The organism is Megasphaera hexanoica, from assembly GCF_043520715.1.
Taxonomy (GTDB): Bacteria; Bacillota; Negativicutes; order Veillonellales; family Megasphaeraceae; genus Megasphaera; species Megasphaera hexanoica.
The window spans coordinates 2,060,616-2,082,982 of the sequence record NZ_CP171361.1; the positions used below are offsets into that span (position 1 = coordinate 2,060,616).

Below are 22,367 nucleotides of genomic sequence, written 5' to 3' on the forward strand. Positions count from 1 at the left end.
TGATTTACGCACATTACAATTCAATGTCTTTCAATATATGTTCTGCCTGTTCCTGCGCCGACTCTGTGCCAGACTCCAACAGCGATACAGCCGTATCGATTTTCTCCCGGATGGCATCTGTACGGGCAAGCAGGCCCAGTCTCGATTCATATCCTTCCAGCGACCGGGACGCCCGGTTGAGCATATCGTAGGCCCCCTGCCGCGAAATATGAAGCTCTTCTCCGATTTCACTGAGGGACAGGTCCAGATTAAAATACATCTCCATGCAACGGCGCTGCCGTTCTGTCAAAAGCGGCCCGTAAATATCAAGAAGTCTGCCCTTGCGTACAACATCTTCAATCATCGCCTCACCGCCCCGTGTGAATTCGTACTTTGCTAGTATACCGTAAGCAACGCTAACTGTCAAGTACTTTTACTTGGCAGTTAGCATAATATAAACCACATATGATATTGTCTCAATAGACCACAGATGAAAATGTCCCCAATTTATGATATAATCTCTCTTCTTTATCATTATAAATATAAGGGGAGGGATTCCTATCAGAAAGGTAGAACTATCCATGAATGAAACCGGTACATCCTGTCTCCCAAAGCAACCAAAGCAAAAAAGAAACGAATGCAACATGAAATCTTTACCGATAGGCGTACTGTGTTCACCTATCAATGCAAAAAATCCCCATCGATTGATGAGGATTCCTAAGGAGAATCCATCTTTGCCTTAGACCATGAGCCATCCGTGGAAACGAGCCTCCTTTGAACGGTATATTGCCGCTCAAAAACATCATACATCAACGGAAATATCACGACTCATGTTGTAATATTAATACTATAAAAATTATAAAACTCTCTTTTCTAAGCCCTATGATACACCGCTGCTTTTGACCCCTATCCAAATGAGTACGAAGAACGTTATCTTGAAAAACGACTCGCTCTCCCTTCTCTTGCTTACGGCGCAGAACATAATCGAGATACGCTTCCTGCTCATGGCGGAGCAGCAAAACCTGACGGCTGTGATAACACATGAAGAGACGAAATGGTCTGCCAGCATCAAGGCTTCCCGCGCATATAGAAGGAGCGTACGCAAAGCCAGGCTTGAATTAGTACAGAGCTGCTGCAGCTGTGCTTTTTCCCGGAGCAGACGGGCCATCCATTTTTTAACAGCCTTATTCCAGTCGTCATCATCCAACAGGAACCCTTTTGAAAAAGAAAAACACATGATTGGCGGCATCTTCGGCAATGCATCTGCCTGATCACTATGCTTCTTCATCTCGTTCTTCAAGGTTGTCTTTTTCAACATTCCTTCCAAGAAGAGATGCATCCAAGCATCATCATCCTGTGTGTCACCACTGATATCCGCTACAGCCGCCAACAATTGACAAGAGACCCACTCATGGCGATATGGGTCTTTTTCCAACGATGATAACCGCAGTTTTTTCTGGAAGTGATCGGATGATTTTCCCCAATCATGAAAAAGGGCTGCAACAGCTACCACTGCTTTGAGCAGGGACAGATACGGCCAACCACCTTTCCATTCATTATGCAGGATATTTTTTCGCGTTGTATTGACCGGCACCAGGCCTTCTTCATTGAATTTGTCGCGGTTTCCCACCACCCAGAGGAGTTGGCTGCGATTACGAGAGCGAATCCAGCGGCAGGACACCGCCGTGCTTTTCCATGCATGACGGCAAAGCCATGCGGTATCCCTAAAATCCAGAGGGTGACCGCAGCCAGACCATAGGCCAGGTAATTGCCGTGATTCAAGAAGATATTGGCCTTATCTCCCGCAGGAGCATCATGAAGGCGAACAAAATCTGGCATATCAACGTGTTCGCTCGCATATTTATAAAGCGATTTCGTAAAGATTGCCTCACCGGCCAACAATTGTTTGATATCCACGGCTTGCCGGATGACCCGCTGGAAACGATGCATAGCCGACTGAATATCATCGTCATCTGCATAGAATCCCCAGCTTTGCAAGTCTCGATCTTTCTGCCAGACCTGCTCGATGAACTGGCATCTCTTTAGTTGGAATTCTTTTGCCGCTGCCAACCGCTTGTCTTCCTGAAACCAAAAAGAAAGCCATCCCTGCACATATTCTGTTGGCCGGTATTCGCTCTGAGGACTGAGCCATTCAATTTCGACACCAGAGAGCAACGGTGTTCCACCACTACCGCAAAATCCGACCATGACGCCAGCCATAGACAGCATCCGTATGGCTGCCTGCGTGATGGATGTACCTGTTCCCAACAGCAGCACCGTCGTATTGGCAATCGGTATATTCCAATATTGATTTTCGCGTTTACCTTCCGTCAGATAAAGCACGCGTCCATCCTTCTGCATGACCCGGCACTTTTCCAAGTAATAGATATTCGCTCTCTTGGAATGCAAGATGACTTTTAAATTCGATGCTTCAATTTCTGTTCTTATCATGACATCACCTTTATCATAGTGTACAATCCGTTAATCACGTTTTCAAAAGTGCAATAAAAATAACACACTGCCTGTGTGCTTGTGTGTAGTGGCTGTCCCAGGGGACACGTTCTGGTGTATTTCCACATAGTCATAGCAGGCACACCACAGCGGGGCCATATAGTCATCATAACTATTACATTCGTATCCCAAGATGACGGAAAATATTTTTACTAAAGCATAAGCAGACCATGTCGTTTCTGTTTCTCTAAGCTGCCTGTGCGGCAGGTTACTCTTATTTACGTTGTTCTCCATTTCCACGCCAAAGTACTCGGCAATGTCAACGGTATCTTTAGTGGTAAAGGCGATGGTAAAAACTTTCATAAATTAGTCGTTATCTTAGTCGCTTTTCTTGGTTGGTTAGCGACCAAGTTATTTTTTCCTGTACTTCTGGTTACGGCTTTTCGGTTTTCCGGAATGGTCATCTCAATAATTCCCAGCTCCAAGGCTGGAGTCAAGTAGTAATCTATACCTCACTCTTTCGATTGTTGATTCAATTAATGCGCCCTCGTCAGCAATGCTACGTTCTCGACACGGCTCGATTGGTTCATCTTGATGTCGAGTGTATAGCCAGATTTGCGTTCGTCCGCGGGAATTGGTCAATGTGTGTTTTTGTCTGAAAACCACCTTTTTTTCAAGGCTTCGCTCTGAGGGAATATGTCCGAAGTCCCATCGTCCTGACATATCTATTGTTGCAATCAAAATTGTATATTGAATGTTCGGCTTTCTCTTTTCAATACACGATTTTCGTCTCCAATGTCCCGCTTTTCAATCTTTAATGTTCACTTTTTATATTTCTGATTTCTACTGTTCGGCTTATCAGGTATCGTCATTTCAATCTTCCCTGCATTAATATAACAATTTTATTTATACATCACAAAAGCGTTACCCTTCAATAAAAGCGTTGCCCTTCAATATTTTTATTTCTGAAGTTAATGTCAAGAAGTTTTCTGTCTTTCCTCTAGACGCGAATCTTTCGTAAACAAATAATAATCGTAACTTAAGAAATGTTTTCATAAAATTTCTCCTTGAAGCTGAAAAGGTGTAATGCTTACTATGGGATTTACCCCGACTTGGAAAAACCTCATCAAAATTTGTCATTAAATTATTGAGCGACTATTTTTGTATTTTAAATCACCTGTCTCAAAGATCCGAATCAGACCTTTGAAACAGGTGATTTTTTTCTTATCGTTAGACTTGTTCGGCGTATTCAGGGAAGGCGATGGAGTTTTCCTTGAAGATATGGATGAAGATGTCGTCAAAGAGCTGTTCCATGACAACATACGTGTGGCGGAAGGTCGGGCAAGCATCTGCTGGCGGCGTGAAGTTATCCGTCAGTTCCTGGATTTCTTTGATGACGTCGCCGGCACCGGTATGCTCCGTTTCCAGATCCTGGATAAGTGCCAGCGTCTGGCTGTCCGGATGCGGATGCTGGCGCATCAGCGGGAACACGAGCTGTTCTTCCTTGGCAAAATGTTCTTCCAGTTCTGCTTTCAGGCCGGCATAGAGATGATGAAGGCGCGTGAGCATTTTACCATGATGCTGATAATGGACGATAAGGATCTTGTTGAGGAGTTCTTCTGTTTCAGCCATGAGTCTGCGGTCTGTAACGTGATGCGTCGCTTCCAAATCGTCAAGCATCTCCGTGACTTTAAGCGTCTTGAACGCTTCGATATCGTCATGGACGTCCCGCTGTGTCGCTTTTTTGGCAGCTACCTGATTGAGTTCGGCCAGGAATTTATCCACGTCCAGGCCCTTTTCGCGGACAGCCATGGCAATGGGGTCATGGCCGCCACAGCAGTAATCAAGATGCAAGCCATTAAGGAATCCAATCGTATTCGGATGGGCTTTTACAACGTCAGCTAAGGTCATGTCTTTCGTAATCATAGTATCGCTTCCTTTTCTCGCATAATCTATTTTCATGCATTGGTTTCTTGGAACATCTTGAGTATAACAGATAGCGGCAGGGGTATCCGTCGTATTTGCAACATAGAAATATTCTTATATGGCTGCTTTTTTTGCGGTCTCCATCCTTTTCCATCGCCTGTATGAGATTTCGCAGGGGGACGCCCAAAGCCTTTCGGCCCGCCAGGTGCAGAGCGGTTATCAGAATGGACAGCAGCGGCGGGCGTCCCGCGTGAATCCTATGCACAGCTGAAATTTATGACGAACGGCGCACAAAACGCCGCATTTGAGTCCGAAAAAGGCGCTGTCGCATGAAGACAGCGCCTTTTAAGTTTGAAGTTATGAGTGAGCTCTCGTCAGCAAAGCCACGCACTCGACGTGATGAGTCCTGGGGAACATGTCCACGGGCTGTACTTTGACGGTCTGGTAGCCGTGCTGGTCCAGGTAGGCCAGGTCGCGGGCCAGGGTAGCCGGGTTGCAGGAGACGTAGACGACGCGTTTGGGTTTGCTCTGGGCGATGGCTTTGAGGACCGGTTCACCGCAGCCGGCCCGGGGCGGGTCGAGGACGATGACGCCGGGACGGACGCCTTCCCGGATGAGTTCCGGCAGTTTATAGACGGCGTCACCGAGGATGAATTCGGCATTTTTCACGTGATTGTCCCGGGCGTTGCGGACGGCGTCGCGGATGGCCGGGGCGACGATTTCGATGCCGTAGACCTGTCTGGCTTTCCGGGCCAGGAACAGGGTAATCGTCCCGGTGCCGCAGTACACGTCGGCTACGGTTTCATTTCCCTTCAGGTTGGCAAAGTCCAGGGCCTGTTCGTAAAGCCGCTGGGCCTGTTCGCTGTTGACCTGGAAAAAGGACTGGGCTGAAATGTGGAAGGTCAGCGTCCCGATGGAATCGTGAATCGTATCGCTGCCGTATATGGTGCGGGTCTTAGGTCCCAGTATGACGTTGGTATGACGGGTGTTGACGTTCTGGACGATGCTGGTAATGTCCGGGATGTCACGGCGCAGGCGCTGTACCAGGTCTTTCATGTGGGGCACCATATCGCCGGCCGTGACCAGGCAGACCATGATTTCTCCCGTATGGACGCCGACCCGGCCCATGATGTGGCGGACAATGCCCGTCCGGGCATCTTCGTCGTAGGCCGGTATCTTGAAGTCTTTCATCCATTGGCGGACGACACGGATGATGGCGTTGTTGTCTTCCTTCTGGATGGCACAGTCGGCCACGTCGATGACTTTGTGGGTAGAAGCGGCAAAGCAGCCGATGGCGACTTTTCCCCTGCCGGCTGCCGCGACAGGAAACTGCATTTTATTGCGGTAGTGCCAGGGAGACGGCGCACCCAGTACGGGAAGTACGGGGACATGGCTGAGATGGCCGATACGGACGATGGCGTCTTCTACCTGCTGGCGTTTTTCCTTTAGTTCTCCTTCATAACTCATGTGCTGCAGCTGACAGCCGCCACACTGATCATAGACGGGACAGTGCGGCTTGATACGGTCCGGTGAAGCCGTGACGATTCCGGTCAGTTCCGCTATGGCATAGTTCTTTTTGATCAGCTGGATCCGTGCCCGGACGGTTTCTCCCGGCAGCGCCCGGGGTATGAATATGGTGAAATTCTCATATCGCCCGACACCTTCCCCGCTGGTGCCCAGCCGGAGAACGGGGACTTCGTAGATTTTCCCTTTTTGTACGGGAATCGCATGTTTTTCCTTCATATAGATCCTTTCCCGGATATACGAAAGCCTCTCCGCAGGTAACGGTATGCTCTATCCTTGCCGGAGAGGCTTTGGTTACATAATAATTTCTGAAACGACCGGTTCCTGTACGGGAGCCGGGCCGTCTGATATGGTAATCTGTTCTGCCGCCTGCCGTGCCAGTTCTTCCATTGGCGCCTGAGAATTGCCGTAGAGCGTGAATAACGGTTCCCCGGCCCGGACCGGGTCATACAATTCTTTGAACAGGCGTATGCCGACCATCGGGTCGATGGCGTCTTCCTTGCGGGCCCGGCCGGCGCCCATGCGCATGGCCAGTTCTCCCAGTGCCCTTCCATGGACGGCCGTGATATAGCCCGTTTCGGCCGATACGGCGGTGTACATCTGCGGGGCCCTGGTAAGGGGCTGCTTCCCGATCCAGGACGCACTGCCGTGCTGGGCCCGGACGAACTGGCGGAATTTTTTCAGGCCTTCCCCGTTCTCTACCAGCCGGCGGATACAGGCCCTGCCTTGTGCTTCATCTGGCACTTTGCCGCCCAGGATGAGCATCTGGCTGCCGATGGCTTCTACGACTTCCATCAGCCGGCGGCCGCCTTTTCCCGACAGGGCTTCTACAGCTTCATCCACTTCCAGGCTGTTGCCGATGGCCGTCCCCAGGGGGGCTTCCATGGAGGTCAGGACGGCCCGCGTCGGACGGCCGGCCAGACGGCCGATATCGACCATAGTCCGTGCCAGCTGACGGGCCCGTTCTTTCGTCTTCATGAAAGCCCCGTCGCCGTATTTGACATCAAGGACGATGGCGTCGGCACCGGAAGCGATCTTCTTGCTCATGATGGAACTGGCAATGAGAGGGATGCTTTCGACGGTCGCCGTCGCATCGCGCAGGGCATAGAGCAGTTTGTCTGCCGGGGCGATTTCACCGGACTGGCTGATAACGGCCATTCCCATGTCCTGCATCTGCCGGAGGAAGGCGTCTTCTGAAAGTTCTGTCTGAAAGCCGGGAATGGACTGGAGTTTATCAATGGTCCCGCCCGTAAATCCCAGGCCCCGGCCGCTCATCTTGGCCACGGGTACACCGGCGGCAGCAACCAGGGGCGCCACGATGAGCGTCGTCGTATCGGCGATGCCGCCCGTACTGTGTTTATCTACTTTGATTCCCGGGATAGAGGACAGATCGACGGGGTCGCCGCTTTCTGCCATGGCCTTTGTCAGGGCTGTCGTTTCCGTTGCATCCATGCCCTTCAGGTACACGGCCATGCACCAGGCAGCGGCCTGATAGTCGGCGATCCGGCCTGCCGTATAATCCCTGATGAAACGGGCAATTTCTTCGTCCGTCAGCACCAGGCCATCCCGTTTATGGGCAATGCAGTCGATAGGCCACATAGGCGTCACCTCAGTTCAGAAAGAAATCCCGTACCGGACGGAAGCTGCCCCAGGGAGAAGTTATCCATGATGGTCTGTCCCAGGTCGGCATAGGTCTTGCGGATGCCCAGATCGACCGCTTCCGTAAGGGCCGGACTGTAAACGACGAGGGGCACCCGTTCCCGCGTATGGTCTGTCCCTTTCCAGGTCGGGTCATTGCCGTGATCTGCCGTGATCATGAGCAGTTCATCAGGCTGGACCAGGGGCAGGAAATGACCGAGCATATTATCAAAGGCTTCGATGCAGGCGGCATAGCCTTCGACGTTACGGCGATGGCCATACTGGCTGTCGAAATCGACGAAGTTGGCCATGAGCAGGCCTTCCCGGTCCCGGTGGGCCAGCAATTGTTCCGTCAGGGCTTTCATGTCTGCCGGATTATCCCCCGTATGGTACGATTCGGTGAGGCCGATGTGTGCGTATATATCGCCGATTTTCCCTACGCCGGCGACAAAGCGTCCCGATTCGGAAAGATAGGAAAAGACCATCTTTTTCTTGGGAAGACGGCTGTAATCCCGGCGGTCGCCCGTACGGATGAAATGGCCCTGTGTCCCGATAAAGGGACGGGCGATGATGCGCCCTACTTCATAGGGACCGACGCAGACTTCCTTCCGCGTGATTTCGCAGATGCGGTACAGTTCGTCAAGAGGAATGACATCGTTGTGGGCGGCAATCTGAAATACGCTGTCGGCCGATGTGTAGATGATGGGAAGGCCCGTGCGGAAATGATCCGGTCCCAGCCGTTCGATGATTTCCGTACCCGATGCAATTTCGTTACCGATGTAGCCGTATCCTGTCTTTTCCGTAAAGGCTTGCAGCAGGTCCGGGGGAAAGGCATGGGGGAATGTGGGGAAGGGCGTTTCCACGATATTCCCCATAAATTCCCAGTGGCCGCTGGTCGTGTCTTTGCCGGCCGATTGTTCTTCCATCAGGCCATAGGATCCGATAACTTCCGTAGGTTCCCGGTGAATATGGGCAATGTTTCCCCAGCCGAGACGGCGCAGATTAGGTACGCGCAGCGGCACCCGGGCATCGATATGTCCGACCGTATCGGCCCCGGCATCTCCAAAGGCTGCCGCATCGGGGGCATCGCCGGCACCGACACTATCCATGACGATGACAATGATTCGTTTAAATTTCATATGATTCACCCCTTTGGGAAATATGTTCTACCTTTTATTATACCATAGGGTTGTTCCGGACGTGCGGAAAAAGAGAGTGTCTCAGAAAAGATATTTTCTGGCTTTCTGGAAATTGGCGATGGTCTTGGCATCGACAATTTCATTTTTGTCGATTAATTGTTCCACTTCATCCGGCGTATAATATTCCAGGTTCATGAATTCGTCTTCATCGAGGTGCTGATGGCCTTTTTTCAGGTTTTTGGCCAGATAGAGGTATATCCGTTCGTTGCAGAATCCCGGCGACGTATACACGTAGCCCAGGGGCTGGATATCGTCGGAAGAAAAGCCCGTTTCTTCTTCCAGTTCCCGGTGTGCGCATTCTGCCGGATTTTCCCCGTCGTGTTCGATTTTGCCGGCCGGGACTTCCAGCATGGGCTGGGCAGCAGCATAGCGGTACTGGCGGACGAGGATGATTTTGCCATCATCGGTCACCGGTAAAATCGCGCAGGCGCCAAAATGCCATACGGCTTCCCGGGTGGCCGTCTTCGGTTTGCCGCCCTGTCCGTCGTCGATTTCTACCGTATCGACAGTGACATGGAGGACCCGGCCATGTAAAATTTCTTTTCTCGCAATCATGCGTTCTGTACTGATACTCATGTGTATTTCCTCCTCTTTTTTAGTGGCTGGTGGTTAGTGGCTGGTCAATTTTACACCAAAAAGGCTGTCGCATGATGGCGGAACCCTTCTTGCGACAGCCTCTCGTTATATCTGACATCAAAGATTAGTCATTATTGGCCCGTACTGCCTATACCGCCCATGCGGATGCCTGATGCATCGTCATTATCGGTGGTCAGGTATTTCATAAAAATCCCCTGGGCAATGCGTTCCCCTTTTTTTATGGTATAGGGAACGTCTTTTGTATTGTAATAGGCAATCATGATATGGCCTTCGTTATCGGGATTGTTGTAATAATCGCAGTCAATGATTCCCGTGCTGTTGGCCAGCATGAGGCCCTTTTTGAAGGCCAGGCTGGAACGGATGAAAATAGAAAGATATTCGTTCAGTTCCATATACGCTTTGAGGCCCGTCGGCACGACCGTCACGGCATGGGGAGCCAAGACGGTGTCGGCTGCGGCTTCCAGGTCATATCCGGCGCTTTTTGCTGTTTTCCGCTGCGGCACGTGAATATCCTTTCCTTCATATGCCGTAACGACTTCAAATCCCCGGTGTCTCATTACTGCACCTTCTTGCGGTCATTCTGGCGGCCGCGGTTATTGCGCAGGCCGTGATTGTGGTGTGCCGGTGCGTCCCCGCCGGCAAGCAGTGCCTTGCGCGACAGGTTGATACGGCCCTTGTCATCGATTTCTACGCATTTGACCATGATTTCATCGCCGATATTGACGACGTCTTCTACTTTTTCTACCCGTTCTTTGGCCAGCTGGGAAATGTGGACCAGGCCTTCTTTGCCCGGCAGGATTTCCACAAAGGCGCCGAAGTTCATGATGCGCGTGACTTTGCCGAGGTAGGTTTCCCCTACTTCCACGTCTTTCGTCAGGTTTTCAATCCATTCTTTTGCCTTTTCGCCGCCGGCGGCATCGACAGAGGCGATATAGACCAGGCCGGAGTCATCGATGTCGATTTTAGCTCCCGTTTCTTCCGTAATCTGTTTGATTACTTTGCCGCCCGGCCCGATGACATCGCGGATTTTATCGGGGTCGATGTGCATGGTGATGATGCGCGGTGCATAAGGAGACAATTCCTTGCGCGGTTCGCTGATGCATTCCAGCATCTTGCCCATGATGAAGATACGGCCTTCATGAGCCTGTTTCAGGGCCTTGTCGAGGATTTCCCGGCTCAGTCCCTTGATCTTGATATCCATCTGGATGGCCGTGACGCCTTTCATGGTACCGGCTACTTTGAAGTCCATGTCGCCGAGGGCATCTTCCATTCCCTGGATATCGGTCAGGATCGTAAAGTCATCGCCTTTTGTTACCAGGCCCATAGCCACGCCGGCCACAGGTGCCTTGATAGGTACGCCGGCATCCATCAGGGCCAGGGTGCTGCCACAGGTACTGCCCATGGAGCTGGAGCCGTTCGATTCGAGGACTTCTGATACGACACGGATGGCATAGGGGAATTCTTCCTCACTCGGCATGACCTGGGTCAGTGCCCGTTCAGCCAGTTTGCCATGACCGATTTCGCGGCGGCCGGGGCCACGGGACGATTTGGTTTCGCCGACGCAGAAGCTCGGGAAATTGTAATGATGCATGTAGCGGCGGTCCGTTTCCAGGCCGACGCCATCGATGTGCTGGCATTCGGAAAGCGGTGCCAGGGTGCAGAAGCTCAGTACCTGGGTCTGGCCGCGGGTAAAGAGGCCCGTGCCGTGGGTGCGCTTGAACAGGCCGACTTCGCAGCTGACCGGGCGGACTTCATTGACGCGGCGGCCATCGGGACGGATTTTATCGACGGCGATCATATGGCGGACGATTTCCTTGATCATCTTCTGGGTGATTTCGGCGACGTCGTCCTGGTTGTCGGGATAAATATCGGCGAAATGTTCATAAATGTCCGTTTCTACGGCATTCATCTTTTCTTCGCGGGAAATTTTATCGGCGTTGCAGATAGCTTCTTTCATGCTGGCTTCGCCATAGGCATGAACGGCTTCTACAATATCGGCCGGCGGTTCTTTTTCGACGAATTCCTGTTTGGGCACGCTGATCTGCGGCAGGAATCCCAGCTGGAATTCGACGACTTTTTTGATTTCTTCATGAGCAAACATGATGGCATCGAGGATATCTGCTTCCGGTACCTGTTTGGCGCCCCCTTCAACCATAAGGATGGCGTCTTTGGTCCCGGCGACGACGATATCCATATCGCTGGCTTCGCTCTGTGCCACCGTCGGATTGACGACAAACTGGCCATCGACGCGGCCTACGCGGACACCGGCGATTGGGCCGGCAAAGGGAATATGGGACATGCACAGCGATACGGAAGCGCCGATCATGGCAGCGATTTCCGGTGCGTTGTCGTGATCTACGCAGAAGTCATAGGCTACGACGTGGACGTCATGACGGTATGTCTTGGGGAACAGCGGGCGGATCGGGCGGTCGATCAGGCGGGCAAAGAGCGTCGCCGATTCAGGCGGTTTACCTTCCCGTTTGATGAAGCCGCCGGGAATCTTCCCTACGGAGTACATTTTTTCTTCATAATCTACCGTGAGCGGAAAGAAATCGGCATCTTCCCGTGCTTCTTTCGATCCCGTAGCGGTAACAAATACAGCCGTATCGCCATAGCGGACCAGAGCAGCACCGCTCGCCTGTTTGGCAAGCTGTCCTACTTCGATGACCAGGGGACGACCGGCAAAATCCATCTGGAATACCTGTTTTTCCATTCGTTTTCCTCCTTATGAAGAGTCATACAAGAAATTCAGACAGGCTGTAGGTCATAGGTCAGTATCGCCGGGAAGCGGTACTGACCTATAACCTACCAACCTGTAACATACACTATGTTCTGAAAAAAGAGGCTGATGCGTACACATCAGCCTCACACAACGCGATTATTTACGCAGGTTCAGTTTTTCGAGAATAGCACGATAACGGCCAAGGTCATGTTTCTGGAGATAAGCAAGCAGGTTACGGCGCTGGCCAACCAGTTTGAGCAGGCCGCGGCGGGATGCATGGTCTTTTTTGTTGCTGCGGAGATGTTCCGTCAGATAGACGATGCGGGCCGTAAGAAGCGCAATCTGTACTTCCGGAGATCCTGTGTCGTTTTCATTTGCGCCGTATTTGGCGACGATGGCTTTCTTTTCTTCTACACTTAACATAGTTCGTTCCTCCATTTGTAAAAATAATCTATTCGCAAAGTGCTACGTGATCGTCGGAGATTCGAGACACCCGGCACCCGTACGACATCACATATTATACTATATCCCTGCCATACTGTAAAGGCTTAGAATGCCTTACCTGTCAGGAGTTCATAGGCTTCCTTGTACTTTTCGATTGTCTTGTCGATGACGTCCTGGGGCAGGAGGTAATCGCTGTCAGGATTGGCTTTCAGCCAGTCGCGGACGAACTGTTTGTCATAGGACGGCTGGGATTTGCCTGCTTCATAGCCTTTGAGCGGCCAGAAGCGGGAGCTGTCCGGCGTCAGCATTTCATCGCCGAGGACGATATTTCCCTTGTCATCTAGGCCGAATTCAAATTTCGTGTCGGCAATGATGATGCCCCGGGAGAGTGCATAATCAGCGCATTTCTTATAGAGGGCGATGGTATAGTCGCGGATGGCTTCGGCATATTCTCTGCCTTTTCCCGGGAATGTTTTGTCGAGGAATGCCGCTCCTTCTTCGAGAGAAACATTCATATCGTGTTCTCCCAGTTCGGCTTTCGTAGATGGTGTAAAAATCGGTTCCGGCAGTTTTTCCGATTCCTTGAGACCAGCCGGCAGCTTAATGCCGCAGACGGTACCGTTTTCTTTGTAGCTTTCCCAGCCGCTGCCAGTGATATAGCCGCGGACGATGCATTCCATAGGAATCATGGTCAGCTTCTGGCATTTCATGCTGTTGCCATCGAACTGGGGCTGCTGGAAAAATTCCGGCATATCTTTGACATCGACAGAAATCATGTGATTGGGGATGATGTCTTTCGTAAAATCAAACCAGAAGCGGGACATCTGTGTCAGAACAGCGCCTTTCTGGGTAATCTTGTTCTTGAGGATATGGTCAAAAGCAGAAATACGATCGGTTGCTACCATGACGATGCTGTCACCGATATCGTATACTTCGCGGACCTTGCCCGATTTAAACGGTTTATATTCTTTCATGCTGCGCCTCCATCACCAAATAGTAATTAACATGTACACGAGAACACACTTATGATACCATAAAGCATTTTATCCTGCCAGTATCAGTTTTTACTTTTAAGCAGGATTTCTACTTCACGCCTGCCAGTTTCGCCGGATCCATATGGGCATCGAATTGTTGCGCCGTAACCCACCCACTTTGAAGGGCCGCTTCCCGCAGGGTCAGTCCTTCTTTGGCCGCTTTTTTGGCAATGAGACAGGCTTTGTCATAGCCTACGACGGGAACCAGACCGGTTACGAGGATCAGGGACTGGTGAAGATTATAGTCGATTCTGGCCAGATTCGGACGGATGCCTGTCACGCAGTGGCTGCGGAAGGAATCCATGACATCGCTGAGAAGGCGGATGGACTGAATGAGGTTATAGGCGATGACCGGCATGAAAACGTTCAGTTCAAAGTTCCCCTGGCTGGCGGCAAATCCCATGGCCGCATCATTGCCCATGACCTGGACGGCCACCATGGTAACGGCTTCGCACTGGGTCGGATTGACCTTGCTGGGCATGATGGAGCTGCCCGGTTCGTTTTCCGGTATGAAGAGTTCCCCGATGCCGCAGCGCGGGCCCGAAGACAGCCAGCGGACATCGTTGGCGATTTTCATGAGGTCGCAGGCCAGGGCCTTCAGCATGCCGTGGACGACGACCAGTTCATCCTTGCTCGTGAGGGACTGGAACTTATTGGGTGCCGTGTGGAAGGCCGTGCCGGTCAGCTGGCTGACGATTTCCGCAAAGCGCACGTCATAGCCTTCGGGGCAGTTGATGCCCGTTCCGACAGCGGTCCCGCCCATGGCCAGGTCGCGGAGGAAATCGACGCCGCGGGTCAGCATTTCTTTATCGCGCTGGATCATGCGGGCCCAGCCGCTGAATTCCTGCCCCAGTGTCAGCGGGGTGGCATCCTGAAGATGGGTACGGCCGATCTTGACGATATCCTTAAATGCCACTTCTTTTTCGTGAAGGGCTTCATAGAGCCGGTCCATGGCAGGGAACAGCTGCTGTTCGATGAGCAGCACTCCTGCCATGTGCAGTCCCGTCGGGAAAGTATCATTGGAACTCTGGGAATGGTTGACGTGGTCATTGGGATGGACCGTTTCTTCCATGCCCCGTTCTTTCAGGATCTGAACGGCACGGTGGGCCACGACTTCATTGATGTTCATATTGAACTGGGTGCCACTGCCAGTCATCCAGACGGACAGCGGGAAATTGCCATCGAGTTTTCCGGCGAGGATGTCATCGCAGGCCTGTACGATGGCATCGGCCCGTTCAGGCGTGACGACGCCCAGTTCCTTGTTGGTCAGGGCTGCGGCTTTTTTTAAATAGGCAAAGACCGTCACCATTTCCGGCGGGATTTTTTCTGTCCCGATACGGAAATTTTCAAAACTGCGCTGTGTCTGGGCGCCCCATAATTTATCGGCGGGAACCCTGATTTCTCCCATTGAATCTTTTTCTATACGATATTCCATACAGTATCTCCCCTGTCATCCAGACAGAAAAAGCCCAGGACCCTCGTGGATCCCGGGCCTCATTGCCTGGTGTCAATTATTTTTTTAAATGGCGCAATCCCTTGGCGCCGATATCGGAGCGTACCTGCTGTCCGTCAAAGGAAATCCTGCGGACATTGGCATAGGCTTTATCGATGGCTTCCTGCAGGCTGTCTCCGACAGCAGTCACGCCGAGGACGCGGCCACCGTTGGTCTGGTACAGGCCATCTGCTTTTTTCGTTCCCGAATGGAACACGACGATATCGTCATCCACGGCGTCGAGGCCGGAAATGACATCGCCTTTATGGCTGGAAGCCGGATACCCCTTGCTGGCCATAATGACGCAGCAGGCAGCGCCCTGTTTCCAGTGAACCATGTCGCGGCGCAGCGTCCCCTGGGTGCAGGCATACATGATCTGTGCCAGGTCACCGTCGAGGAGCGGCAGGACGGCCTGCGTTTCCGGATCGCCGAAACGGCAGTTGAATTCTACAACTTTCGGGCCACCGGCTGTAATCATCAGCCCGGCGTACAGGCAGCCCTGATAGGTGATGCCTTCGTTTGCAAGACCCTGGACGACGGGGACCAGTATCGTATCATACACGGTCTGGACCAGTTCCGGCGTCATTACCGGAGCCGGGGCATAGGCGCCCATGCCGCCCGTATTGGGTCCTTCGTCGTTATCGAAGATACGCTTGTGGTCCTGGGCAGAAATCATGGGTACAATCGTTTTGCCATCGACAAAGGCCAGGAGGCTGGCTTCTTCGCCGACCATACATTCTTCAATGACGATGCGGCCGCCGGAAGCGCCAAAAATATGGTCTTCCATCATGGCATTGACGGCATCGACGGCTTCTTCCACGGTCTGTGCCACGACGACGCCCTTGCCGGCAGCCAGTCCGTCGGCCTTGACGACGATAGGAGCCCCCATTTTATGGATATAGTCTTTTGCCGCATTGCCATCGGTGAAAGATGCATAGGCCGCCGTCGGCACATGATACTTCTTCATGAGATTCTTGGCAAATACCTTGGACCCTTCCATCTGGGCCGCCGCCTTATTGGGGCCAAAAACGGCAATGCCTTTTTTCTGGCATACATCGGCAATGCCTTCTGTCAGCGGTACTTCGGGACCTACAACGATCATGTCTATGCCTTTTTCTACGGCAAAATCGGCAATGCGGTCCAGTTCTTCCACCCCGATGGGCACACATTCTGCTATAGAAGCCATGGCATCGCTGCCAGGCAGGGCATACAATTTGTCTACGCTCGGACTCTGGGCCAGTTTCCAAGCCAGGGTATGTTCACGGCCACCGCCGCCAATAACGGCTACGTTCATCAGTCAGCCGCCCCCTTTTCGACCTGTTCCGACAGGTAGGCCGCAATCGCGGTATCATACTGTGCCGTATGCTGGAAGGCTTCCCGTGCCAGTTCCAGGCGGTAGGCGTCGGTAAATTCCCCGTCTTTTTTCAGTATATCGATGATTGCACCATACTTGGCCGGATTGGTGACGATGGCGACGTATTTGTTGTTTTTAGCCGATGCCCGGACCATGCAGGGACCGCCGATATCGATGTTTTCAATAGCTTCCGCCAGGGTAACGCCCGGTTTGGCAATCGTCTGCTGGAAGGGATACAGGTTGACTACGACCAGATCGATGGGGGTAATGCCATGATCTTTCATATCCTGGACGTGGGACGGATTATCGCGGACGGCCAGAATGGCACCGTGAATCTTCGGATGAAGCGTCTTGACACGGCCATCCATCATTTCGGGGAAACCCGTTACGTCCTGTACTGCCATGACAGGCACACCTGCTTCTTTTAATGTCCGCATGGTACCGCCTGTCGAAATAATTTCAATACCCAGATCTGCCAGGGCTTTGCCCAGTTCAACAATCCCCGTTTTATCAGATACACTGAGAAGCGCGCGTTTTACCTTCATCATGATTCCTCCTTAACCCTGAGTGCCACGAACGACGTTACCATCGATTGTCAATTTATCATCACAGAAAAGCTGTACGGCCCGGACGTAGGTCGGATGTTCCTTTGTCAGTATCCGGGCTGCCAGTGTATCTTCCGTGTCATCTTCCAGTACGGGAACGGCCGACTGCAGGATAATCGGCCCGGCATCCATGTCGGGAACGACGAAATGGACCGTACACCCGGCAATCTTGACGCCGGCTGCCACAGCCTGTCCCTGGGCGTGAAGGCCACGGAAGCTGGGCAGCAGTGCCGGATGGATATTGATAATCTTATGTTCATAATGAGAAATGAAATCACTGCTCAGCAGGCGCATGAATCCTGCCAGGCAGATGACATCAGCCGCATACGGTGCAATGGCATCGAGGATATACTGTTCGAATGCCTGTTTGCTGTCAAAGGATTTGCGGTCGGCGACGATGACGGGAACACCCCAGGATTTTGCCTTGTCGATGCAGGCTGCTCCGGGAATATCCGTTACGAGAGCCTTGATTTCGGCATTGATCGTGCCATTTTCTACGGCTTCATGAAGCGCTTCTGCATTGGAACCGCGTCCGGAAGCAAAAATGACCATCCGTTTTTTAGTCATCGAAAGCGCCTCCCTTGAGAGTTACGCGGATATCGCTCTGAACGGCCCTGCCGATGACATAGGCCTTTTCGCCGCGGCTGGATAGATTTTCCAGTACGGCATCGGCTTCTTCAGGAGAAACAATCATGATCATGCCGATACCCATGTTGAAGGTACGGTACATTTCTTCCCTGGCCACGCCGCCCCATTTCTGCAGCAGGCTGAAAATCGGGAGCTGAGGCCACGATGTCACGTCGATTTCTACGCCGATTCCCTTGGGAAGGACGCGGGGGATATTTTCATAAAAACCGCCGCCGGTGATATGTACCATGCCTTTGACGTTAAAGTTGCGGATGATCGGCAGGCACGGACGGGGATAGAGACGGGTCGGCGTAAGCAGGCATTCACCGATGGTCATGCCCAGTTCGTCGACGTACTGATCCAGTTTCATGTTCTGCCGTTCCAGTACGATTTTGCGCACCAGTGAAAAGCCATTGGAATGAACGCCTGTAGACGGAAGGCCGATGAGTACATCGCCAGCCTGTATGGTTTCCCCGGTAATCACCTTGTCGCGGTCTACGATGCCGACGCCAAATCCGGCCAGATCATAGTCGTCTTTGGCATAAAAGCCGGCCATTTCGGCCGTTTCCCCACCGAGGAGGGCACAGCCCGATTCTTCACAGGCATGGGCGACGCCTTTGACGATGGTAGCGACCTGGACGGGGTCCAGTTTGCCGACAGCGATGTAATCGAGGAAAAACAGCGGTTCGGCCCCCTGTACGAGGACGTCGTTGATGGACATGGCAACGCAGTCCTGGCCGACCGTATCATGTTTGTTCATCATGATGGCCAGGCGCAGCTTTGTCCCTACCCCATCGGTACCGCTGACCAGAATCGGTTTTTTTATCTTGCTGTCCATAAGGGAAAAGAGCCCGCCAAATCCGCCGAGGTCACCCAGTACTTCCGGACGGTATGTCGCCTTTACAGAGTCTTTCATGAGTTCTACGGCTTTATTGCCGGCATCGATATCTACGCCAGCATCGGCGTATGTTAAACCTTTTTTATTCGAGAGCATATTTTTCTCCTTCCTCATTGGTCACAGGGATGTCAGTCGGATAGTCATTATTGAAGCAGGCAAGACAGAGGTCTTCTTTGGGGATCCCCGGGATTGCCCGGCACAGGCCGTCGATAGAAATGAAATGCAGCTTATCGACGCCGATATACTTGCGGATTTCTTCTACGCTCAGAGCGGATGCGATGAGTTCCTTGCGCACGGATGTATCGATGCCGTAGAAGCAGGAATACATGATGGGCGGTGCCGAAACGCACATATAGACTTCCCTAGCGCCGGCTTCGCGGAGCATCTTGCAGATGATGCCGCTGGTCGTGCCGCGGACAATGGAATCGTCTACCATGACGATGCGCTTGCCCTGTACGACCGATTTGACTACGTTGAGCTTCATCCGCACGGCCAGTTCCCGTTCTTTCTGATTCGGCTTGATGAAGGTACGGCCCATGTAACGGTTCTTGATGAGGCCGTGGTTGAAGGGGATACCCGATGCCATGGAATAGCCTATAGCCGCCGTATTACCGCTGTCGGGGACGGAAATGACCAGGTCCGCATCATACTGGGTTTCATTCCACATTTCCTTGCCCATATTGAGCCGTGCCTGATAAATATCCTGTCCGTCGATGACGCTGTCCGGACGGGCAAAATAGATATATTCGAAGGAACATACCTGTTTGCGGTCCGCCTTGCCATAGAAATAGGATTTGACGCCATCTTCGCTGATTTCCACGACTTCGCCGGGCTGTACGTCGCGGACGAACGTGGCTCCCAGGGCATCGAGGCCGCACGTTTCCGAGGCGATGACCCAGCCGCCGGTCGTCGTCCTGCCGATGCAAAGGGGACGGAATCCATAGGCATCGCGGATGCCATAGAGACGGTCTTTGGTCATGGCGACGATGGAGAAAGCCCCCTGGATGCGGTTCATGCTTTCTTTGATGCGTTCCACGATAGTATTCTGACGGCTGCGGCTGATGAGGTTGACGATCAGTTCCGTATCCATCGTCGTCTGGAACGTCACGCCGCTGGCATCGAGTTCTTCCCGCAGTTCCCGCGTGTTGGTCAGATTGCCGTTATGGGCCAGCGCAATCTGGCCGAAGGAAGAATATACGGCCAGAGGCTGGATATTGCGGGGGTTGTTGGAACCCGTCGTCGAATACCGGACGTGACCGATACCGATGTGGCCGCCCAGATCTTCGGGGACACCTTTTTCAAATACCGTGCTGATCAGGCCCATGCCACGATACGTATGAATATCATGTCCATCGGTCAGGGCAATACCGCCGCTTTCCTGGCCGCGGTGCTGCAGGGCGAATAAGCCCCAGTACAGATATCGCGGTATATCCAGTGTTTTGTCAAAAATACCGATAACACCGCACTCTTCGTGCTGTTTGTCCCAAATCGAATCGTACATTATGAGGGAACCTCCTGTGTATGAAAATCTATCTATGGTAATAAAGGTCGTTCACTATTTTTTAAATGCCTGCAGTACCTGGCCGGCCGCATTGTTCAGTTTCGTCTTAACGGCGTCACTGGTCTTCAGCATCTGTTGCAGCTTGTCATTTTTTTCCATGACCTGACGGGTCATTTTTTCCCGGTAAGCCTTATACTTGGCAGCCAGTTCGGGATCACTGACAGCACCGATCTGGATGGCAAAAAGGGCGGCATTCTTTGCGCCGTTGATGGCCATGGTGGCGACGGGCATTCCCGACGGCATCTGCACGATAGCCAGGAGTGCGTCCATCCCTTTCAGGCTGCCGCTTTCCAGCGGTACCCCGATAACCGGGAGGGTCGTATAACTGGCAATCACGCCGGGAAGGTGGGCAGCCATACCGGCGCCGGCAATGATACAGCTCAGGCCCCTGTCCTGTGCTGTAGATGCAAACTCCCGTACTTCGGCTGGTGTGCGATGGGCTGAAGCCAGAAGGACTTCACATTCCACACCAAATTCATTAAACAAATCAAAAGCCTTTTTCATTACGGGAATATCGGAATCGCTTCCCAGAACCAAACCGACTTTCATTACTAACCCCTCCTCAGAAAACACAAAACCCAAAGGGGACATAATACCACCTTTGGGTTGTTCACCTAGACATACGGGTAGCATGATACATGTACAAACCGTTTAAAACCAGCCCATAAACCTGTATACATGCTACATCTCCTTATTACTATTGATTGCACATCAAATACAGTTTCATTCTAACAAAAAGGGCGTAGCGTGTCAATGAAAATGCTATAACTTGTGAATAATCGGGCATACCGCCCGGGCATTTACAAAATCTTGGATAAAAATTCTTTCGTCCGTTCTTCTTTGGGATGGAAGAACAGGTCATCGGGTTTCCCTTCTTCCAGGATATACCCGCCATCGACGAAGAGGACGCGGTCGGCTACTTCGCGGGCAAAGCCCATTTCATGGGTAACGATGGCCATGGCCATCCCGTCGCGGGCCAGATCCTTGATGACGTCCAGAACTTCGCGGACCATTTCCGGATCCAGGGCCGATGTCGGTTCGTCAAAGAGCATGAATTTCGGTTTCATAGCAAGGGCCCGGGCAATGGCCACACGCTGCTGCTGTCCGCCGGACAACGTTTCCGGATAGGCATCTTTCTTGTCTTCCAGCCCTACCTTGCGGAGCAGGTTGATGGCCGTATCCTGTGCTTCCTTTTTAGAGACATGACGGGTTTTCATAGGAGAAAGCATGATATTCTGCAACACCGTCATATGCGGGAACAGGTTGAACCGCTGGAACACCATGCCGACTTCCTTGCGGATGTCGTTGATACTCTTGGCATCGCTCATGCTGATGCCATCGACGATGATTTCGCCTGCCGTCGGCTGTTCCAGATAATTGATGCAGCGCAGGATGGTGCTCTTGCCGGATCCCGACGGCCCGATGATGACGACGACTTCCTTATCCTTGATTGTCAGATCAATGCCTTTCAGGACTTCATGGGTCCCGAAGCTTTTTTCAGGCCTTTAATTTCTATCATCTGTAGCAAACCTCTTTTCCAAGTAGCTGACCAGGCGTGCGATGCCCAGGGTCATAATCAGGTAAATAGCAGCGACGGTCATCCAGATTTCAAAAGAGCCATAGGTCTTGGCGATGATCAGCTGGCCGCGCCGTGTCAGTTCTTCAAAGCCGATAACGGAGACCAGCGACGTTTCTTTGGTCATAGAAATAAATTCGTTGCCCAGTGGCGGAATGACGTGCTTGAACGCCTGTGGCAGGATGACATAGCGCATCGTCTGCCCCCAGGAAAGGCCGAGGGAACGACCGGCTTCCATCTGTCCCCGGTCTACGGACTGGATGCCGGCACGGAAGATTTCCGATACATAGGCACCACTGTTAATCGAGCAGGCCGCTACTGCCGCGACAAAGGGGTTGATCCGTTCGCCGATGACCATAGGCAGGGCAAAATAAATGAGGAAAATCTGTACCAGCATAGGCGTGCCCCGGATGACATTGACATAGCATACAGCGAGGATATTCAAGGCTTTCATATGGGACAGGCGGCAGATACTGGTGATAAGCCCTAATACCAGGCCGATACCGACTGCCATAGCCGTAATTTCAATCGTAACAGCCGCGCCCTGCAGCAGCAGTGGGATGGAGTTCAGAATTAACTGAAAGTCAAAATTCATGCCAAACACTCCTTCAAAAGAGTCAATAGGAAAGTAAAAATAAACACTTCTCCTATTATAATTGCATTATTATACGTTGTCAATCTCTTTTTATTCCTCTTCCTGACAATTTCCAGCAAATAGACATCGGTCCCGTCCAAATGGA

At 52.1% G+C, this 22,367-nt stretch carries 20 protein-coding genes and 2 pseudogenes; all 22 read right to left on the bottom strand.

Going from position 1 to position 22,367, the window contains the following annotated elements; all coding sequences use genetic code 11:
- Positions 1-13: 13 nt before the first annotated feature.
- On the bottom strand, positions 14-343 hold the full coding sequence (gene ylxM, locus ACGTIC_RS10180; RefSeq protein WP_072235719.1) for a YlxM family DNA-binding protein: 330 nt from the start codon (positions 341-343) through the stop codon (positions 14-16).
- 516 nt (positions 344-859) lie between these two features.
- Positions 860-1,573: a hypothetical protein gene (locus tag ACGTIC_RS10185; RefSeq protein ID WP_162816240.1), complete on the bottom strand. Its 714-nt coding sequence runs from the start codon at positions 1,571-1,573 to the stop codon at positions 860-862.
- 95 nt (positions 1,574-1,668) lie between these two features.
- Positions 1,669-2,430: pseudogene (gene cas1f / locus ACGTIC_RS10190) on the bottom strand (type I-F CRISPR-associated endonuclease Cas1f); the annotation flags it as partial.
- Positions 2,431-3,251: 821 nt separating this feature from the next.
- A complete protein-coding gene (locus ACGTIC_RS10195; RefSeq protein WP_353885620.1) occupies positions 3,252-3,323 on the bottom strand; it encodes a Fic family protein in 72 nt (23 codons plus the stop codon).
- Between the two features lie 337 nt (positions 3,324-3,660).
- The gene (locus ACGTIC_RS10200) at positions 3,661-4,356 is read right to left on the bottom strand and encodes a DUF542 domain-containing protein (RefSeq protein WP_113855735.1); all 696 of its coding nucleotides are present in this window, start codon (positions 4,354-4,356) and stop codon (positions 3,661-3,663) included.
- 357 nt (positions 4,357-4,713) lie between these two features.
- Positions 4,714-6,099, bottom strand: a complete 1,386-nt coding sequence (gene rlmD / locus ACGTIC_RS10205) for a 23S rRNA (uracil(1939)-C(5))-methyltransferase RlmD (protein ID WP_113855734.1) — start codon at positions 6,097-6,099, stop codon at positions 4,714-4,716.
- A gap of 75 nt (positions 6,100-6,174) precedes the next feature.
- The gene (locus ACGTIC_RS10210) at positions 6,175-7,479 is read right to left on the bottom strand and encodes a thymidine phosphorylase (RefSeq protein WP_113855733.1); all 1,305 of its coding nucleotides are present in this window, start codon (positions 7,477-7,479) and stop codon (positions 6,175-6,177) included.
- Between the two features lie 5 nt (positions 7,480-7,484).
- Positions 7,485-8,657, bottom strand: a complete 1,173-nt coding sequence (locus ACGTIC_RS10215; protein ID WP_113855732.1) for a phosphopentomutase — start codon at positions 8,655-8,657, stop codon at positions 7,485-7,487.
- Positions 8,658-8,738: 81 nt separating this feature from the next.
- The gene (locus tag ACGTIC_RS10220; protein WP_113855731.1) at positions 8,739-9,293 is read right to left on the bottom strand and encodes an NUDIX hydrolase; all 555 of its coding nucleotides are present in this window, start codon (positions 9,291-9,293) and stop codon (positions 8,739-8,741) included.
- A 131-nt stretch (positions 9,294-9,424) separates the two neighbouring features.
- Complete coding sequence (gene dut / locus ACGTIC_RS10225; RefSeq protein ID WP_059075272.1) at positions 9,425-9,871, bottom strand: dUTP diphosphatase; 447 nt, start codon at positions 9,869-9,871, stop codon at positions 9,425-9,427.
- On the bottom strand, positions 9,871-12,027 hold the full coding sequence (locus tag ACGTIC_RS10230) for a polyribonucleotide nucleotidyltransferase (protein WP_113855730.1): 2,157 nt from the start codon (positions 12,025-12,027) through the stop codon (positions 9,871-9,873). The genes dut and ACGTIC_RS10230 overlap by 1 nt, the downstream gene beginning before the upstream one ends.
- 165 nt (positions 12,028-12,192) lie before the next feature.
- Entirely contained in the window at positions 12,193-12,459 is a 267-nt protein-coding gene (gene rpsO / locus ACGTIC_RS10235; protein ID WP_059075274.1) for a 30S ribosomal protein S15, read from the bottom strand.
- A 125-nt stretch (positions 12,460-12,584) separates the two neighbouring features.
- A complete protein-coding gene (locus ACGTIC_RS10240) occupies positions 12,585-13,454 on the bottom strand; it encodes a phosphoribosylaminoimidazolesuccinocarboxamide synthase (protein ID WP_059075275.1) in 870 nt (289 codons plus the stop codon).
- Between the two features lie 109 nt (positions 13,455-13,563).
- Positions 13,564-14,949: a class II fumarate hydratase gene (gene fumC / locus ACGTIC_RS10245; RefSeq protein WP_113855729.1), complete on the bottom strand. Its 1,386-nt coding sequence runs from the start codon at positions 14,947-14,949 to the stop codon at positions 13,564-13,566.
- A 76-nt stretch (positions 14,950-15,025) separates the two neighbouring features.
- Positions 15,026-16,300, bottom strand: a complete 1,275-nt coding sequence (gene purD, locus ACGTIC_RS10250; protein WP_059075277.1) for a phosphoribosylamine--glycine ligase — start codon at positions 16,298-16,300, stop codon at positions 15,026-15,028.
- Positions 16,300-16,908, bottom strand: coding sequence for an IMP cyclohydrolase (locus ACGTIC_RS10255; protein WP_257536495.1), 609 nt, complete (start codon positions 16,906-16,908; stop codon positions 16,300-16,302). Before ACGTIC_RS10255 ends, purD begins: the two co-directional genes overlap by 1 nt.
- Before the next feature lie 9 nt (positions 16,909-16,917).
- Positions 16,918-17,532 carry a phosphoribosylglycinamide formyltransferase gene (purN, locus tag ACGTIC_RS10260; protein ID WP_059075279.1) on the bottom strand — a complete coding sequence of 205 codons (615 nt, stop codon included), beginning with the start codon at positions 17,530-17,532 and terminating at the stop codon, positions 16,918-16,920.
- Positions 17,525-18,586 (bottom strand): phosphoribosylformylglycinamidine cyclo-ligase, encoded by a 1,062-nt coding sequence (gene purM, locus ACGTIC_RS10265; protein WP_113855727.1) that lies wholly within the window; start codon positions 18,584-18,586, stop codon positions 17,525-17,527. The genes purN and purM overlap by 8 nt, the downstream gene beginning before the upstream one ends.
- On the bottom strand, positions 18,573-19,994 hold the full coding sequence (purF, locus tag ACGTIC_RS10270) for an amidophosphoribosyltransferase (RefSeq protein ID WP_075581238.1): 1,422 nt from the start codon (positions 19,992-19,994) through the stop codon (positions 18,573-18,575). Before purF ends, purM begins: the two co-directional genes overlap by 14 nt.
- A 51-nt stretch (positions 19,995-20,045) precedes the next feature.
- Positions 20,046-20,600: a 5-(carboxyamino)imidazole ribonucleotide mutase gene (gene purE / locus ACGTIC_RS10275; RefSeq protein ID WP_072235705.1), complete on the bottom strand. Its 555-nt coding sequence runs from the start codon at positions 20,598-20,600 to the stop codon at positions 20,046-20,048.
- A 251-nt stretch (positions 20,601-20,851) separates the two neighbouring features.
- A pseudogene (locus ACGTIC_RS10280) lies at positions 20,852-21,570 on the bottom strand (amino acid ABC transporter ATP-binding protein).
- Positions 21,557-22,222 carry an amino acid ABC transporter permease gene (locus ACGTIC_RS10285; protein WP_059075283.1) on the bottom strand — a complete coding sequence of 222 codons (666 nt, stop codon included), beginning with the start codon at positions 22,220-22,222 and terminating at the stop codon, positions 21,557-21,559. Before ACGTIC_RS10285 ends, ACGTIC_RS10280 begins: the two are co-directional and overlap by 14 nt.
- Positions 22,223-22,367: the final 145 nt, after the last annotated feature.